The organism is Lactiplantibacillus pingfangensis (genome assembly GCF_005404945.1).
In the GTDB taxonomy this organism is placed as follows: domain Bacteria; phylum Bacillota; class Bacilli; order Lactobacillales; family Lactobacillaceae; genus Lactiplantibacillus; species Lactiplantibacillus pingfangensis.
In genome coordinates, this window is the sequence record NZ_BJDG01000005.1 from 104,808 (window position 1) to 122,222 (window position 17,415).

Consider the following 17,415-nt stretch of genomic DNA (forward strand, 5'->3'; position numbering starts at 1 on the left):
GTTCCAGTCCTAAATCTTCTCGACCGGTAGACGGCAACTTCGCACTAGTTTCAGGCCGCTTTAAGCTATCATCGAACACACCCGATAATGTTAATATTTTACCATACTTCAGCTAGATGTATCGTTGACAAATCAGGCATTTATCGGTTTAATTACCTTGAGAGTTAAAACCCTTTACAAGGTGGTGACAGCAATGGAATTCACGCGTGAACCAAATCGATTTTTCTTTAATGATGCCACCGGAAAATTAGCCGGTGAGATTACCTTTCCCGCTAGTCAAGATGGTCAAGTCTGGGTGATCGAACATACTTTTGTGCGCGACGACTTTGGTCATCAAGGAATTGCCGGACAATTAGTCACGGCCGTCATTGACGCCGCGCGGGCAGAGCACAAGCAAATTAAGCCGCTTTGCACCTACGCTAAAGCATTCTTTGATCGTCACCCCGACGCAGCAGACGTTTTAGCCAATCAAAATTAAGGAGCTAGCTGATTATGACTCAAGATCAATTGAAACAACTTGTCGGCCAAAAAGCCGTTGAATATATCAAAGACGGCATGCAGGTCGGTCTCGGAACTGGTTCAACCGTTAAATTCATGGTTGATGCCCTTGGTGAACGTGTCAAGAATGAGCACCTAAATATTGTTGGTGTCTCCACTTCTGAACGGACCGCCGCCCAAGCTAAAAGTTTGGGTATCCCTATGAAGTCCGTTGATGAAGTCGACCACCTTGATTTGACGATTGATGGTGCCGATGAAATTTCTGCAGACTATCAAGGCGTTAAAGGCGGCGGGGCCGCATTACTATTTGAAAAAATTGTCGCGATCAACTCAGATAAGATCATGTGGATTGTTGACGAAAGTAAACTCGTTGATCAACTTGGCGCCTTTGGGTTACCAGTTGAAGTTATTCCTTATGGTAGCCAACATATTTTTGAAAAATTGGCGGCTAAAGGCTACCAGCCCGTCTTCCGTAAGGTTGATGGTGACTTCGTCCGCACAGATTCTAATAATTATCTCATTGACCTTCACTTAAACCCAATTGTTGATCCTCATGCCCTCGCTGAAGAACTCATTCATATGGTTGGCGTGGTCGAACATGGTCTATTTTTAGATATGGTCAATACTGTCATTGTCGGTCATGAAAACGGTCCCGAAGTCATTGAAGCCCGACCTTAATTTTAAAAATTCCGGAACACTTGCCGGAAAGTCGATTTACCGATACAATTAAAATAAGATTAAAGGAGTGTGATTTTTTGAGTAAAGCAATTAGTATGGATCAAATCGCTAATTTCCAAGCTGATTTAGATCAACGCGCTGAAGCGAAAGTCATTGAACGCGCCGTCACCAAAAATGGGATCCTGGCTAGCAGCCAAGATATCCAAGCAATGAGTCAAACAACCCCAGTATTCTCGATTGATTTGGATACCGGTGGTGTAGCTAACCAAAAACAAAGTGGTCGTTGCTGGATGTTTGCCGCCTTGAACACAATGCGTCATTCATTAGCGGACCGTTTTAAATTAAAAGATTTCGAACTCTCACAAAACTATACCTTCTTCTGGGACAAATTCGAAAAAGCAAACTACTTCTACGAAAACGTCTTAGCCACTGCTGATCAACCAACCAGCAGTCGTAAAGTGGCTTGGTTGATGACTACCCCACAACAAGATGGTGGTCAATGGGATATGCTCGTGGCCATTATCCAAAAATATGGGATCGTGCCTAAGAGTGTGATGCCCGAAACTTACAACAGTTCAAAGTCCGCTGAAATCAACAGCACTTTAAACTTAAAGCTACGTAAAGACGCCGTTGAATTGCGTGAATTAGTTGCATCAAAAGCAACTGACGACCAAATTCAAGATCGTAAAGAAAAAATGTTAAATGAAGTTTACCGGATGTTAGCTTATGCATTTGGCGAACCCGTTAACCAATTCGATTGGGAATATCGTGATGATGATAAAAATTATCATATCGACCAAGGCTTAACCCCTCAAAGCTTCTTCAAGAAGTATATTGGCTGGAACTTGGACGATTACGTTTCAATCATCAATGCCCCAACCGATGACAAGCCATACAACCACACTTACACCATTGAAATGTTAGGCAACGTCTTAGGCGGCCGCGAAGTTAAGCATTTGAACGTCACAATGGCTGACTTCAAGCAACTTGCGATTAACCAACTTCAAGCTGGTCAATCAGTCTGGTTCGGTTGTGATGTTGGTAAATCATCTGATCGTCAAAAAGGTGTGATGGCAACCGACGTTTACGGGACTGACGAATTATTCGATGTTGATCTCGCAATGTCTAAAGCTGAACGCTTGGATTACGGTCAAAGCTTAATGACCCATGCCATGGTTATCACCGGTGTTGACTTGGTCAACGGCCAACCAACTAAATGGAAGGTCGAAAATAGCTGGGGTGACAAAGTCGGCGAAAAGGGCTTCTTCGTCATGAGTGATGCCTGGATGGACGAGTATTGCTACCAAGTTGTTGTAAACAAACAATTCTTACCTGATGAACTCAAAGCTGCTCAAGCTGAAAAACCAACAGTCTTAGCACCTTGGGATCCAATGGGTGCCTTAGCTTAATCGCTGAGCGTTTAAAAATCCAATCATCGTTAATCAGTTTCTGATTGACTGTGATTGGATTTTTTTGTTTAACTCACTTTGATTTGCCCCATCATGCCCTGTTCTTCATGTTCCAAGTTGTGACAATGATACATATAAATGCCCCGATTTTTAAACGTGAAGGCAATTTTGACAGACTGCCCTGATTTCAAATCAACCGTATCCTTCCAACCACGCTCGTTTGCTGGTGGCTGTTGCCCATCAATGCTCAGGATTCGGAATTGAACCCCGTGTAAATGAAATGGATGGCTACGACCGCTCATCATCCCCTGCGCATTTTTTAACGTCCAGACTTGCGGCTGTCCGACTTTAGCTGTCAAATCAATCCGCTTAGCACTGTAAGTTTTACCATTAATCGCAACCATATGTCCCATCCCACTAAAGGTTAAGGATTGTTGCTGGGCGCCTTCAGTCTTCGGCGTCGGTAACGAGCTCAAATTTGCAGGTAACCGACCACTTGTCTGTCGATGTTTCGCCAATCGCAAGTTTAAGACGGCTTGTTTCCCGACCATGACGGCAAGCGGCTGTCCGGCTGCCAACTTAGTTGTATCAACGACGACTTCCGCCCTTTCGCCAGGCGCTAGCGCTAACTTTTTGACCGCCACTGGTTTTGCCAGCAAGCCACCATCATCCGCAATCTGTTGCATCGCCTGCTGATTACTCAACGTCAATTGATAATGACGCGCATTGGACCCGTTGACTAGCCGCAGCCGAACCAGTTTCGTCTTAACGTTGATGTAGGGATTGAGCGTCCCATTCATCAATAGTGTCGGTCCAGTTGTGCCATCAGACGAATAAGCTTTATCGTAATTGAGCTGATTCTGCGCATCAAACTGGCGATCCTGAATAATCACCGGAAAGTCATCTTTACCATAGTCATGCGGCAACTTGAGCTTCTGACTAGCCGTATCGCTGACATAAATTAATCCCGCTAGACCTTGGTAGACTTGTTTGGCCGTGCTCCCCATGACATGGGGATGAAACCACAGTGTGGCGGCTGGTTGGGTGACTTTAAACTTCACCCGCTTAGTCGCACCAGCGGCAACTGGCTCATGTGGACCGCCATCCACTTTTCCTGGGACAACTGCCCCATGCCAATGAAAACTCGTCGCTTCACTGAGATCGTTTTTAGTCGTAATCGTGACAGTCTGCCCTTGCTTAACTTGTAAAACCGGGCCTAAATAATTACCATTATAGCCTAAGGTCCGTGTCTTTCGCCCGGCTTTAAAGGCCATGGTTCCCGACTGTGCGACCACGGTATAGGCAACCGACTGCGCATTCGATTGATCTGGCTTTAGCAGTGGTGGTAATGCTAACTTGTGACTAGCCGTTTTTGTGGCAACCAACTTTGTTGCTGAACTCCCATGTGACATCATTCCGCTGTGACGTGCGGATTGTCCCATCATCGTTGGTCGTGATTGACCAATCGCAATGCCCACACCGAGTATGCCTAGACTGACGACCCCAATCAAGCCCCAACTTTTTGCCTGCATTATCCCGAACCCCCGTTAGCTTTTCTTGATTACAAGTGTAAACGAATTGACTGCAATTTACAACTGTAAACAATTTAAAACACAAAAAATGGTTTATGGGGTCCTCTCCGTAACAGATACCGCTAAATTAAGCTTGTGTTGCCACTTCTCAATACTCAGAATTGTTATGCCCTGTCGATTTCGATGGTCTCCGCTAAGCTTAATTTGCTGAAGGTTGGAACTGATAACATCGGTCGTGATGGTGGTGTTAATCGGCGCTCTTTGCCGATTTTACACCACGGACGGTCCGAGACACTTGCGCATCTTGCAAGCGTTTCGGGCGAGGGCCAAGACGTCCTTTGGCTTGGCCAGGTCCCACGGCCGCATGTTATCAATTCCAACCGGAAGCGATATTTTTCGCTCTAAACTAAAAAAAGCTACCGTCAGCAACCCGCCAACAATAACTTTGAGCTAAATTTCATCTTTACCTAACACATGTAACTGGCGATCTAAATGGTATTGGATTGGCACCCCATTGGCGACTTCCACACCATCAATACCCGTATCACTAATTTGTTCCAAATACTTGATTAGTGCCCGTAACGTACTGCCATGGGCCACAATGAGTTGATTTTCACCAGCAAGTAAGCGTGGGGCAATCATGTCAATCCAATAAGGCATAATCCGATCATAGGCCATTTTCAAGCTCTCACCACGGGGTTCAACCGCCGGCCCATATTTCGTATAACGCCGATCATGGCTTAACTCAGTGGACTGTAATAACGGTGGCACCGTTTCAAAACTTCGCCGCCATTGCTGAACTTGCGCCTTACCATACAGTCGTCTCGTCTCGTCCTTATTTTGACCACGCAACGCGCCGTAATGCCGCTCATTCAGCCGCCACGTTTTATATTCCGGCAACCACAATTGGTCGATTTCGTCCAAAATCACATTTGCCGTCACAATCGCCCGTTTTAAGACTGACGTATGAACCGCGCCAAACTGCAAGCCAGCTTCGCGGAGTCGTTTACCCGCATGATGCGCTTGCTGGAGTCCCACATCAGTTAGCGGCACGTCGCTCCAACCCGTATACGTGTTATCACGGTTGGCCGTGCTTTCACCATGTCGGACAATTACCAATTCTGCCATAATTTCTCTCTCTCCACCTGTCAGCTTGAATGACTCTATCATAATCGATTTTGCAGGACGAACGCAAGCTGTCCCTAAATAAAAGAGTCTGGGATAATGCCCCAGACTCGGTTTGTAGCTCCGAATATTTATAGTCGAAACGTGGCACAAAAGTCTGCGACCTCCACTTAGCTACGGAAGCACCCGCCTTTTGTGCCACTCTTTAATATCAAATTTAATCTTCTTGTTCTGAAATGGCATTGGAATGGGTTGCCATCTGTTCGCGTACCGAAGCTTTAATTTCAGCTTCCGCGGCTGCTTTAGCTTCCTTGCCCATCGTACTGTCGCGTTCCTTGAACCGGTTCCCAACAAAGGTAACCACCGATCCAATTAAAATGACGACAATCCCAACAATTGTTGTTGGCAGAATTTTCTCATGCAAAATCAGTGCGGCTAAAATTGGTGCCAGCCCTGGTTTGATGAAAAAGACTAACGAAGCGGTTGAAACATCCGTCTGTTCCATGGCCAAGAAGTAGAAGGCAAAGCCACCACCCGTGACACAAACGCCGATAAAGAATAATAGCCAAAAATAAGTCATATTAACGTTCGTCAACACTGGAATGGCCGCAAACTGACGTAACCCGATCGTCCGCAAGCCACTGGCAACGACTGGAATTTTAGTGATTAAGGCAATAATCAATAATTCAAACGCGCCAGCAAAAAATGTGAAACAAGTCATGGTCAAGCCATTCAGTCCACGTTTAACCGAGCCGTAACGTGACACAATACTGTATAAGCCGAAAGTAATCGCTGAGGCAATCGCTAAGACTAGGCCTAAACCATTGGTCAGATGGGCTGGATTAACAATAATGAGTAACCCAATCACCGAAATAACAACGGAAATCAAGTTTGAGCGACCTAATCGTTCATGGAGAATCAAATATGAAAACAGTAACGCAAAAACTGGGTTGCAGCTAAAGAGCACCGCGACAGTTGAAGCTTGGTCCACCGTAATCGCCAGTTGATAAAGTGACATACTAACAATGACACAGACCAAACCAGTGAGTGCAAATAAGCGCCAATCAGCCCCTACCAACTTTCGACCAGTTTGCTTTAACGCGCTCAAGGCAAATGGTAGTAAAACAACTGCCCCAATAAAGAACCGAATCAAGTTTAATTGAATCGGATTAAATGCGCTACCTGCCATCTTTAGGGCAATTTCCATTGAGCTAAACATCAACGTTGAAATTGCAATGTAAAGATATGCTTTCTTCACGAATCGTTCGCTTCCCTCTTAATAAAAATTTAATAGTCAACGGCGTCTAGTATAGCACCATTTTCAGTCAATTTTCAAATTAATGAATTAAATTCGACTGGACAATCATCATCAAAAACGGAATGACAATCAAACTGAGTAACGTCGTCTCAGTCACCATAACCGCAGCGTAGTCCGCATCAGCGCCATATAATTTGGACACCACTGGGGCATTCGTCATGACCGGCATCGCCGATTGTAAAATGAAAACTTGTTTCATTTCGATTGGCATCGACATTGGTATCAGCATCAGCGTCATTAACACTGGGGCAAAGATGAATCGGCCGAGTAAGATACCGATGCTGTCCTTGTCAAAGCGCATACTGCTGAGACCCGCGTTGGCCATCGAAATCCCAATGAAAATCATCGATAATGGCACGGTTAGCCCACCGATATACGTGAAGTCTTGCATTAAGAAGTTCGGTAACTGAATGTGGCACAATACTAAAATAACCCCAATAATGAATCCCAATAGTGGTGGTGAAAAAATTTTAGAGAGCGTTTGTTTCAAATTAAACTTGGCCGTTCCGACACCATCACGCTGAATCAGATAAACGCCCAATGTCCAAAAAATCGTGGTATTCGCCATATAATAAACTAAAACGTATGGCAAAGCGCTATTACCGAATAGCGCTTCGTTGACGGGCAAACCAATGAAGACCGTATTTGAATTAAGAAACATCGACGAAAATAGTCCCCGGTGTTCCTTTTTAATGTTCAGCGCCCGCATCACCCCGAAAGATAAGCCAAACAGAATCGCCATATTTAAAACTGGAAATCTCAGTCCCGGTAAGGTTGATAACAGTTTCTGTGCGGTAAAATCCTTTGTAATCGTGGCAATCATATAGGCTGGTAACGCAATTTGGGTCACCAACCGCGCGACTAATTTTGTCGAATCTTCACTAAACCAGCCCCATGAGGCTAACAGATACCCCAAGGCGATCATGACAATAATAATGACGACGCCTTGAATACTATGTAAAAAGAGTGCCATGCTGATCCCTCCTCCTTCAAAAATAACAATTCTATGAGAATTGGTCAAGTATACCACTGTTTTTCACTGGCTTATAGCCGCTTCTCATCGGCAAACGTTTGACACCGCCTACAAATTTACTTATAGTATTCTATAATTGTGTTCCGGCTGATCAGAATGTACTCAGTCAATCATTGATTATTAAAATCTTTTTAAATCAACCTGATTTTGGCACGATAATTTGAGTTTCGGCATAGAATGGGATAAGTGAAAATACGAGATAACGAGGAACTAAAATGTCAGAAAATAACAACGAACCAATGGGACCCCGAGAGACGCGCTATCGACGACGGCAACAACGTAATCCACACATCCGCCCACACAAACGGCGGCCATGGCTATTAATTTTATTACTAGTCATCGTCGCCCTCGGCTCTGGGGCAGCAATCTGGGGGATTAAAACTTGGAACGCCGCTCAAAAAACGATGGATACGACTTATGCCGGCACCGGTTCCGCGAAAATGCGGAATGTTGATGCCGTTTTAAAGAAGGGCAAGCCTTTCTCCATCCTATTGTTAGGAACTGATACTGGTGCCTTAGGACGTGGCAAGACGTTTTCCGCTCGAACTGATACGATGATTGTCGCAACCATCAATCCGAAGAAGGAAAAAATGACCTTAACGAGTATTCCGCGAGACACACTGGTTAATATTGATGGTCAATCCGAGAAGATTAATGCGGCTTATACTATTGGTGGTGCCAGTGGTGCGGTGAAGTCAGTCCAGAAGTTACTTAAGTTTCCAATTGACTTCTATGTGCTCATTAACATGGGTGGCTTGAAACAAATTGTTAATGCCATGGGTGGCGTGACGATTACCCCAACCATGACCTTTAAATATGGCAACGCCGACGTCAAGAAAGGCGTCAAGATTAAGCTAAAAGGGGCCGCTGCTTTAGATTACTCACGGATGCGTTATGATGATCCATTGGGTGACTACGGTCGGCAAAAACGGCAACGACAAGTTATCATGGCGATGGTCAGTCAATCGAACTCACTCGGCTCAATTGCAAACATTGAAAAAATCACCAAAGAACTTGCTTCTAATATGCGAACCGACTTAACTTGGAGCGATATGGTCGCCTTGGATACGAAGTATAAAAACGCTTCTCACCATGCCAAGGCCTATACATTACAAGGGACCGACGCAACTATTGATGGTCTTTCTTACCAAGTCGCCTCCGCCACGGAACGCTACAACACGTCCAAACGGATTCGGCAAGATTTACAGCTTTCAACTAAAAATTTAACCTTGTCTTACTTTGAAACGACCGCGTCAACTACGACCGGTAATAGCAGTTCATCAACGTCGTCTTCAACAACGACCACGACAACTGATGGCACAGGCACAGCTGGGACAACCACAGACTCGTCGCAGACTTACGATACAACAACGCAAGGCCAAGATACCACCACGACGACACAACAAGGTTATTAAACAAATAGCGGCGTCGCCCATTAATTTGGGCGACGCCGCTATTTTTGACCAAGTTGCTAGCTCAGTTACTGCACTGGCCACCAATCCATAAACGTTTGGAACTTGGCTTCCCTTTGCGCAATCAACGCAGTCCCGGAAAGTCCTTGCAAATCAGTCACCCGTGTCAAAATTTGTTGACAGAGTAACGCGACTAAATCGGGTCGCGTATGGTCGATCACATCATCTGCCAACCCACGTTTTTTTAATTGATCGGCGGTCATCGGCAGCAAATCAATCGCGTCGCTAACGGTCTGTTGCCCATGTAAAATGGCAGCAACCGCTTCTGGTGATGCGACATTAAATAAACTATCATCTAACATCATCATGACATTTGCATTCGCAAAAGCTAACGCCCCACCACTATGCCCTTCACCAAGAAAAACCACCAGATTCGGGACGGTTAACTGTCCCATCGCCGCAATCAAATCGGCAATCGCTTGACTTTGACCATAGCGCTCGGATTTCGGGCTGGCATCTGCCCCTGGCATATTGATTAAACTAATGACCGGCATGCCAAACTTTTCAGCATGGTTAACGACTCGCAAAGCCGTTCGATAACCAGCGACCGTTAAGGCGCCACCATTTTTCTGCCGTCGCGTCGCTAAATCATGCCCACGATCAACACCTAAAACTGCTAGCGCTTGTTGCTGCGCTGTTCGGCCAAAGCCAGCGGTTAACGCTTGGTCATCACCTAACACCCGATCGCCGCGTTGACGAATCATCGTCGGTAATAGCGCTTTGATCACGGTTGGTGCACTAATTCGATCGGCAGCCCGTAAGCGCCGTAACCGTTCATCCATGAGTCGGTCCCCCTGACAGTTGGTAAGTCGCCAAAACCTGACTTAAATAGGCCCGTAATTCTGGGCGCAAGACGACGGCATCGAGCTGACCATGTGCGAGTAAACTAGCCGCAGATTGAAAATCAGCCGGTAGCGTCGTCGGCATCGTCTGTTGAATGACACGGGCTCCAGCAAAACCAATGGTTGCACCCGCTTCCGCAATAACCACGTCACCTTTAAAGGCAAAACTTGCCGAAACGCCGCCCATGGTCGGATCAGTTAAGACCGTAATCAAGGGTAACTTAGCCGCGGCTAAGCGCGCCACTTCCGCCAAGATTAAATTCATCCCAACTAACGCGTACAGCCCTTCTTGCATCCGAGCGCCGCCGGAAGCCGTGACGATAATCACGGGTAGCTTTTGCTTTCTCGCTTGTTGCATCGCCGCGATAATTAGCCGGGTCACACTCGTATTCAAGGTGCCCATCATAAAATATGAATCCATCACGATGACGATGGCTGGCCACTTCGCAAACGTTGCTTGTCCGGTGATGACCGCTTCGGTTTGCGCTGTTTTCAATTTAGCCTGCCTAAGCTTTTCATCATAGTTTGGAAAATCTAAACGATTCTGCGACTGTACCGTGGTCGTCAGCGCTGTGAAGCTGCCAGGATCGACCAATTGTGTTATCCGGTCAACTGCTGGTAAACGTCGCCAATAATGGCAATATGGACATTGTTGCCAGCGTCCCCATTGACTTTGATGAACATGTCGGCCACAGGCAGGACAACTGGTCCAAGTGCCGGCTACTGGATAATGGCTCATTGTTCGTCCTCCCATCGTGCTAAGCTGTGAATCGAATAAGTATCGGCCAAATAGGCTGGTCGCGCAACGGTTTGCCGCAAAAATGATAAATTAGTCGTAGGGCCGACTAGCGTGACTGCCGCTAAAGCGGTCTGCATTTTTTTGACCGCATCCGTACGTGTGGTCCCCGTGACCATGAGCTTCGCAATCAACCCATCATAGCGGGTTACAAAATGGTCGCCGGCCTGATAGCCAGTGTCAACCCGCACATCAGTCGGCCAGTCGAGCTGTTGAATCAAAGTCTGTTTTAATGGCAAGCTGGCCGTAATCCGGGCCTCAATCGCCACACAGTGCGTCGGTTGTGTCGCCATTGCGGGCAGTGCCAAGGGTTCCCCCGCAGCCTGCTTCAATTGGGCACACACAATATCAATGCCCGTCGTTAACTCCGTCACCCCATGTTCCACCTGGAGACGTGTATTCATTTCCATGAAGTAGCACGCGCCATCGGCAACTAAATATTCGATAGTTCCCAAGCTTTGATAACCCAAATTAGTGAGTAATTGTCGCGATAGCCGAGTCAATTCTTGGCGTTGTTCCGCGGTCAAACTACTAGCGGGACTCTCTTCTAAAACCTTTTGCTTATGTAACTGTAAACTGCAGTCCCGGTCACCTAAAATGTACAGCTGGTTGCCAGTCCCCAACACCTGGACTTCAATATGCCGTGCCTGTGGTAAAAAATGTTCCAAATACATGGCGTCATTTAAAAAGGCCGCCGCCGCTTCTTGGCGGGCCGCTCGCAGTTGCTGATGAAGCGCATGTACATCTGACAGCACTCGAATACCCTTACCGCCACCACCATGACTGGCTTTCAAGACTAATGGAAAGCCCATTTTGGTCGCAAGTTGCTTAATCTGTGGCCAATTCAAGCCTTGAATCGAAGCGCCCGCCAAGACCGGAACCTGCTGTTTGCGAGCATAATCTTTCGCGCGCGACTTGTCCCCCATCAGCCTAATTTGGCTTGCCGTTGGTCCGACCCACGTAATCCCGCATTCTGCACACATTGCTGCAAAATCAGCATTTTCCGCCAAAAAGCCGTAGCCCGGATGGATGGCGTCAGCGTGAGTATTAATCGCCGCCATTAAAATGGCTTCGGCATTCAGATAAGAATCCGCCGCGGGGGCTGGGCCAATACAGACCACTTCATCGGCCAATTGGGTATACCAAGCTTGACGGTCCACTGTGGAGCACACCGCCACTGTTTTAATATTCAGTTGTCGACAGGCTTTGATAATCCGGATGGCAATTTCGCCCCGGTTAGCAATAAGCAGCTTGTGAAACATTCCTACCGATCCTCTCGCATTTTAAATAAGGGTTGTCCAAACTCAACGGTTGCGCCATCCGCGACTAGAATCGTGGTTAACGTGCCAGTTTGTGGGCACACCAATGGATTAAATAATTTCATACTTTCAATTTGACCCAATTCTTGTCCTTTAGTGACCGCTTGATTAATCGCGAGGTCACTTGCTAAATGGATGACCCCAACCATTGGGCTGGTAATCGTTTGGTCGTCATCCGCAGCTGCTGCCGTCGTCGTTGGCAGTGGACTTGCAGTAGTTAACTGACGTGAAACTTCGATCTCTAAGTCACCGGCCTTGACGCGAATTTGTTGGTAGCCTTGCCGGTCGTATTTTTCAACTAAACGATCCAAATCTTTGATATCCATCGTCATTACCCCTATTTCTTGATTAAAATTGAGCCATAAGCCAGGCCACCGCCGAATGCAGTCAGTAAAACTGGCCCAGTCAACTGGTCAAACACCTCAGCCAGCGCCATCGCCACGCCGGCCGAAGACGTATTCCCAAATTTTTGCACATTATGTGGAAATTTGCGCATTGGTAACTGTAATTTTGCTGAAATTTGCTCAATAATTCGTAGGTTGGCCTGATGACAAATCACATATTGTAAGTCCTCAGCAGCCACATTGGCCGTCTTCAATAAGGTCTGCATCTGTTCTGGTACTACGTTGGTCGCAAATTGAAAGACCTCGCGACCGGCCTGATAAAAAGCATCCGTTCGTGGATAATTATCGGCACTAATTTCGGTAATTGGTTGCACGCGGCCGGAGTGAATCACCGTCGCGTTACCTTGTGTCTGGAGCTTTTCCGCTAAAATACTATTTTCAGCTGGATCACTCGTCGGTTGCAACAACACGCCACCGGCACCATCACCAAAAAAAACAGCCGCAGTGCGATCTTTAAAATCCATCATCTTGGAGTTAACTTCGGCACTGATAACCATCACATTTTGATATTGACCACTGCGAATAAATTTGTCAGCGGTTGATAAGCCAAACGTGAACCCCGCGCAAGCGGCGCTCATATCAAAGGCAAACGCATTGTCGGCACCAATGTTTGCTTGCACTAAACACGCGGTAGCCGGTGTGAGTGCATCGGGCGTAATCGTCGTCACAATAATCAAATCAATGGCACTGGCGGTCAAACCACTGCGCTGCAATAACTGCTGGGCCACTTCGGTCGCTAGTGACGACGTATTTTCTTGCGCCATGGCAAAGTGACGCGTCACAATACCGGTATGTGACTGAATCCACTCATCCGTCGTATCCATAATTGTGGCTAATTCATTATTGGTAACCACCCGCTGTGGGACGTATTGCCCAGCGGCGGTGATCTTACTATAGATTGTCATCTGCTGACCCCCATGATTTCCGACTCAATATAATTATGTTTATTGCTTTAATTTTATCAATAAAATACGTCAGGTCAAAGTTTGCGCCTGAATTTTAGTCAAATCCTTAGACAAGCGCCACGGAACGCCCATTCAGCCGTCGACAAGTCTGATTCATTGAAAGTTAGCCATTAAACAAAAAAGTACCGTCTAAAATCGACAGTACTGATGTCACAAGTTTATTTACTCGTCGCTTCAAAGCCATTTTTGGCCAGTAACGGCATGACATCGACCCGTTTGTCCGTGGGCACTTTTTGTGCAAAAATTGCTAATCCAGCCGCTTGCAGTTGATACAGTGCCGCGGCCTCGCTTGGCCCAACAGCAATCGCATTCGTGACCATCACCATGCCAGCTGAATAGGCCAAACTACCAATATCAATTCCGGTTGCCTTGAAGTCTAAGCCCCCCGCCACTAAACGCGCCATATTCTGTGGTGTATCAGTGAGGATTAACGGCTTAACCCCATCAAACAACGGTTCATGATAAATCTGGATCATTTTATCGACAGTAATGACGTTCGCCTTAACACCCGGTGGCGCCGCCTGAACAATTAGCATTTTACGGAGTTCATCCTGTGCCACACTATCAGAAACGACTAAAATTCGGTTTGGCGCCACTGTCTTCGTCCAAACCGTGGCCACCTGACCATGTAATAGGCGACTATCAATCCGTGCTAACCGGATCATCATCGTCATAACAAGTCATCTTCCCCGCCATCTTGCAATAATTCCAAATGCTTGATACCGATTTTCCCAGTTTCTTCCAAATGTGCAATGACCTCGTCGATTGGCTTATCCCGAACCGTATAGGCTTCAATCAACATTGGCAAATTAAGTCCCGTGATCAACCCCATCCGATCGGTATGTTCCGCAACGATGCGGCTAGCCGCATTAAACGGTGACCCGCCCCATAAATCAACCAAAAATAGCACTTGGTCTTCAGGATCAAAGGTGGCAATCGCAGCATCCAGCTTTTTAGCTAAATCTTCTGGTTCCTCATCCAAATTGAATGTGACCGTTTGAACCTTTTCTTGTTGTCCAAAAATCATATAAGATGAATTGACCACCCCGTTGGCAAATTCACCATGACTCACAACGACAAACGCTAACATCTTAAAATAGCCTCCTTTTTTCTCTAAACATTTCCTCATTAGGATACATGCAAGAAACATGCCAAGTAGTGTATCACTTTAAGCCAATTTTGCTTGATGCGTTTCGAGTGATTGCACAATATAATAATTTTCGGCTTCCGAGAACGTTAATTGCAATTGATCCGTTAATTGTTGATTGGCTTGCTGAACGATTGGGTACCATTTGGAAGTCGTCATCGTTGGCAATTCTTCCTCGGGCGCCGTAATCTGATCCTTGATGGCAGTTCGTTCCAACGCGCCAGCGAGATGCATAATTAAATCAATACGAAAGGCATTCGACATTGGCGATTCCAAGCTCTGATTAATCACTTCACTGTATTGCCACAAAATAGTGGTCAACTTACGTGGGTTTAAAAAGGTGAAATAGTCACCCAAATACTTTTCACATAGCTCCGGCGTGAGTTCTTGGGTATCTGCTAGTTTACTTTGTGGGGCATTCAAGCCCATCGCCAATTGATCGATGAACTTTTCACCACCGCCTTGCAATAACTCTTCTAACGAAATGAACGGTACATCCAGCTTAGGCTTAACAATGCCGGTTGCCGCAATGATCTGGTAGCTGCGACTAATTTGGTCCAAACGCGTTGCCATATCAACGACCGAAATTGGAAAGACCGTAATCCCTTCAATAAAGTTTTGCGCCAACAGACTGTCAAGAATCGTTTTAATCCGTTCCGCCGTCCCCACACCGGTTGCACAAATGGCAATGATTGCCCGATGATTACCATCCGGTTGCGTGGTTGCGGCCGGTTCAGCCGGTACCTCAGTTTGTTCCGTTGGTAAATTGCGTGAAATCCGCGAATAACCTTTGAAACCCACTAACTCACGGAAAATCGTTTCCAAGTCGCTATCAATTAATCCTGACTTACGAACCGCTTCCAAAACAACCGGCGTCGTCACCATATCAATGGTCCGAATCGCAATGCCAGTTTCCTTTTGGATGCGCTTGCCAAATGTGGTCAATGAGCCCATGTCGACTAGCATCAAAACGCCGTTACCCGCATCCAATTTCTGAATCTGAGCTTTAACATGCCCATAAGCCACTTCTGGATCCATATCAAGTGGCATGTCAAAGGCATCCGCATCATAATCGTCCAACAATTGACCAACGACTTGTGTCATTGACGACGCCGTGCTCATCCCATGGGCTGCAACAAACACGCCCACTTTGCCATCCAATTGCATTGACTTCAATGAAATTAATAAAATCGCTAAATAATAAACTTCTGATTGTGGAATTGGCAAGTGATACCGTTCGTCCAAACCTTGCTTCAAGACTTGAGCTGCCTTGATTTCAGCGGGATATTCTTTGACCATCGCCAACATATCCGCACTCATCTGCCGCATTGGCTTACCCGCCTGAATCCGCTTGATAAACGAACTAATATGCAAACTCACGGCATAAATAAAATTATCTTTAAAGTTGTAACCGAGTAGTTCTTGAATCGTCGCCTGTGCGGTCTTCGTAAAGTCAATCACATCTTGATCCACGATCTCTGCAAGCTTGTTTTCCGGGGAGACATTCATCTGAGTCTGTTTATAAAATGACTTCAAGTGTAAATTAATATCCGTCGTAATGAACCGATTGATATGTTCTTTATCCAAACCTTCCCGTCGTAGTAAGGACGCCTTATCGCCAATAATTTCATACAAATTATAAGGTAATTCATAATTATCATTCTTGTTGCGCAACGGGGTTGGCCCATCGTTAGGCTTCACAATCAGAACAGGGTCCAATAATTCGGAAATTGCCCCAAGTTCATGTCGATTAGACGCCACCGTCATCAGACCACTCCGAATGTTCTGTGGTAAATCATCCATCGTGATATTAATTTCAGTATCATTTTCAATACTGTTCACGAAACCTTGCGCACAGACTAACTGAATATTAGACTTCAATTGCCCAACATTCCCATAAGTGACCGAACCTAATAACGCTTGCACCACGTCTTCGGTGAGCCGAATCTGCTTGTTGATCCGTGCCGCTTCTAAGGACAACAATGCTTTAAGCAATGCCAAGCGTTCCTTTGCCGAACGTTGATTAAATGCCGGTAACTGAATCGTGATGGGAATTCGACGCACGAAAGTTTGTAACAGTGAGCTCTTTGGATCTTCAGTCGTTGCACAAACTAACCGCACATTCGCATGGTGATTCTTAGCCGTCTCGCCCAGCCGTGAATATGTCCCATGATCCATGAAATAGAAAATCATTTCCTGGCCCTCTGGTGGCAGCCGGTGGACTTCATCCAGAAAGAGCATGCCGCCATCAGCTTCTTGAATCAACCCATCTTTATCTTCATTGGCGCCGGTAAATGATCCCTTGATATACCCGAATAAATGTGACATTAATAGTTCGGGGTTATGCGCGTAGTCCGCACAGTTAAACGTGATCAGCCCTTGTGGATTGGTCAGAACACCTTGGGTTTCAGCGAATTCATACATGGTATTGGCAAAATAAGTTTTCCCGGAACCCGTCGGTCCAATCACTAGCGTATTCAAGCCGCGTGGTGGGTATAAAATGGCGGCTTTCGCCTGTTCAACTTGATTTTGTAAACTCTCATGGGTTCCAATCATGCTCTCAAAAATATCAGTTGCCCCAACTTTAGGTGCCATCGTCGTTGTGGCGGTGCTTTTTTGCTTTGGTCGTGCTGGTCGCGCCTGGGCGGGTGTTGCCGGACTCGTCGCGGCTAATTCTGGTTGTGTGTATCGCACTGGTCGCCCAGTTAGTTTGGTCAGCTGTCCGTCACGGACTAACGCATTGAGTTCCTTACTAACATTCGAGCGCGCCAAGGCGAGTGCTTGCGCAACCATTTCCGTTGTGAGTCCCGTGGCATCACAATGATGGCGAACAAACTCAAATATTCGTGCTTTTCTTGTCAACCGTGCCACTCCTTT

16 protein-coding genes are annotated in these 17,415 nt (G+C 46.3%); 4 read left to right on the forward strand and 12 right to left on the reverse strand.

The annotated features are described in order from the left end of the window. The first annotated feature begins 181 nt into the window (after positions 1 to 181). The 3 genes from FFM74_RS03595 (at position 182) to FFM74_RS03605 (ending at position 2,585) form a co-directional block, all read left to right on the forward strand. Positions 182 to 478 (forward strand): GNAT family N-acetyltransferase, encoded by a 297-nt coding sequence (locus tag FFM74_RS03595; RefSeq protein ID WP_464412018.1) that lies wholly within the window; start codon positions 182 to 184, stop codon positions 476 to 478. A 14-nt stretch (positions 479 to 492) separates the two neighbouring features. Continuing rightward, positions 493 to 1,176 (forward strand): ribose-5-phosphate isomerase RpiA, encoded by a 684-nt coding sequence (gene rpiA / locus FFM74_RS03600; protein WP_137625264.1) that lies wholly within the window; start codon positions 493 to 495, stop codon positions 1,174 to 1,176. Positions 1,177 to 1,253: 77 nt separating this feature from the next. Next, on the forward strand, positions 1,254 to 2,585 hold the full coding sequence (locus FFM74_RS03605) for a C1 family peptidase (protein WP_137625265.1): 1,332 nt from the start codon (positions 1,254 to 1,256) through the stop codon (positions 2,583 to 2,585). Positions 2,586 to 2,653: 68 nt separating this feature from the next. Here the strand turns inward: FFM74_RS03605 and FFM74_RS03610 are convergent, their stop codons facing one another. The 4 genes from FFM74_RS03610 to FFM74_RS03625 form a co-directional block, all read right to left on the reverse strand. After that, the gene (locus tag FFM74_RS03610) at positions 2,654 to 4,117 is read right to left on the reverse strand and encodes a multicopper oxidase family protein (protein ID WP_223877150.1); all 1,464 of its coding nucleotides are present in this window, start codon (positions 4,115 to 4,117) and stop codon (positions 2,654 to 2,656) included. 450 nt (positions 4,118 to 4,567) lie between these two features. Then, positions 4,568 to 5,245, reverse strand: coding sequence for a 2,3-bisphosphoglycerate-dependent phosphoglycerate mutase (locus FFM74_RS03615; protein ID WP_137625267.1), 678 nt, complete (start codon positions 5,243 to 5,245; stop codon positions 4,568 to 4,570). 214 nt (positions 5,246 to 5,459) lie between these two features. Continuing rightward, a complete protein-coding gene (locus FFM74_RS03620; RefSeq protein WP_137625268.1) occupies positions 5,460 to 6,500 on the reverse strand; it encodes a DMT family transporter in 1,041 nt (346 codons plus the stop codon). A 79-nt stretch (positions 6,501 to 6,579) separates the two neighbouring features. Continuing rightward, entirely contained in the window at positions 6,580 to 7,533 is a 954-nt protein-coding gene (locus tag FFM74_RS03625) for an AEC family transporter (protein ID WP_137625269.1), read from the reverse strand. Positions 7,534 to 7,808: 275 nt separating this feature from the next. On the opposite strand from FFM74_RS03625, the gene FFM74_RS03630 reads away from it, so the two are divergent. After that, the gene (locus FFM74_RS03630; RefSeq protein ID WP_137625270.1) at positions 7,809 to 9,008 is read left to right on the forward strand and encodes an LCP family protein; all 1,200 of its coding nucleotides are present in this window, start codon (positions 7,809 to 7,811) and stop codon (positions 9,006 to 9,008) included. 65 nt (positions 9,009 to 9,073) lie between these two features. Here FFM74_RS03630 and accA read toward each other — a convergent pair whose 3' ends face one another. From accA to FFM74_RS03670, 8 genes are all read right to left on the reverse strand, one after another. After that, a complete protein-coding gene (gene accA, locus FFM74_RS03635; protein ID WP_137625271.1) occupies positions 9,074 to 9,847 on the reverse strand; it encodes a carboxyltransferase subunit alpha in 774 nt (257 codons plus the stop codon). Beyond that, positions 9,840 to 10,646 carry an acetyl-CoA carboxylase carboxyltransferase subunit beta gene (locus tag FFM74_RS03640; RefSeq protein WP_137625272.1) on the reverse strand — a complete coding sequence of 269 codons (807 nt, stop codon included), beginning with the start codon at positions 10,644 to 10,646 and terminating at the stop codon, positions 9,840 to 9,842. Before FFM74_RS03640 ends, accA begins: the two co-directional genes overlap by 8 nt. Continuing rightward, the gene (locus FFM74_RS03645; RefSeq protein WP_137625273.1) at positions 10,643 to 11,965 is read right to left on the reverse strand and encodes an acetyl-CoA carboxylase biotin carboxylase subunit; all 1,323 of its coding nucleotides are present in this window, start codon (positions 11,963 to 11,965) and stop codon (positions 10,643 to 10,645) included. The genes FFM74_RS03640 and FFM74_RS03645 overlap by 4 nt, the downstream gene beginning before the upstream one ends. 2 nt (positions 11,966 to 11,967) lie before the next feature. Then, positions 11,968 to 12,348: an acetyl-CoA carboxylase biotin carboxyl carrier protein gene (locus FFM74_RS03650; protein ID WP_137625274.1), complete on the reverse strand. Its 381-nt coding sequence runs from the start codon at positions 12,346 to 12,348 to the stop codon at positions 11,968 to 11,970. Between the two features lie 11 nt (positions 12,349 to 12,359). Further along, on the reverse strand, positions 12,360 to 13,331 hold the full coding sequence (locus FFM74_RS03655) for a beta-ketoacyl-ACP synthase III (RefSeq protein ID WP_137625275.1): 972 nt from the start codon (positions 13,329 to 13,331) through the stop codon (positions 12,360 to 12,362). A 218-nt stretch (positions 13,332 to 13,549) separates the two neighbouring features. Then, positions 13,550 to 14,065 carry a PTS sugar transporter subunit IIB gene (locus FFM74_RS03660; RefSeq protein WP_137625276.1) on the reverse strand — a complete coding sequence of 172 codons (516 nt, stop codon included), beginning with the start codon at positions 14,063 to 14,065 and terminating at the stop codon, positions 13,550 to 13,552. Next, entirely contained in the window at positions 14,062 to 14,481 is a 420-nt protein-coding gene (locus FFM74_RS03665) for a PTS sugar transporter subunit IIA (protein WP_137625277.1), read from the reverse strand. Before FFM74_RS03665 ends, FFM74_RS03660 begins: the two co-directional genes overlap by 4 nt. A 78-nt stretch (positions 14,482 to 14,559) precedes the next feature. Next, entirely contained in the window at positions 14,560 to 17,400 is a 2,841-nt protein-coding gene (locus FFM74_RS03670) for a sigma-54-dependent transcriptional regulator (protein WP_137625278.1), read from the reverse strand. Positions 17,401 to 17,415: the final 15 nt, after the last annotated feature.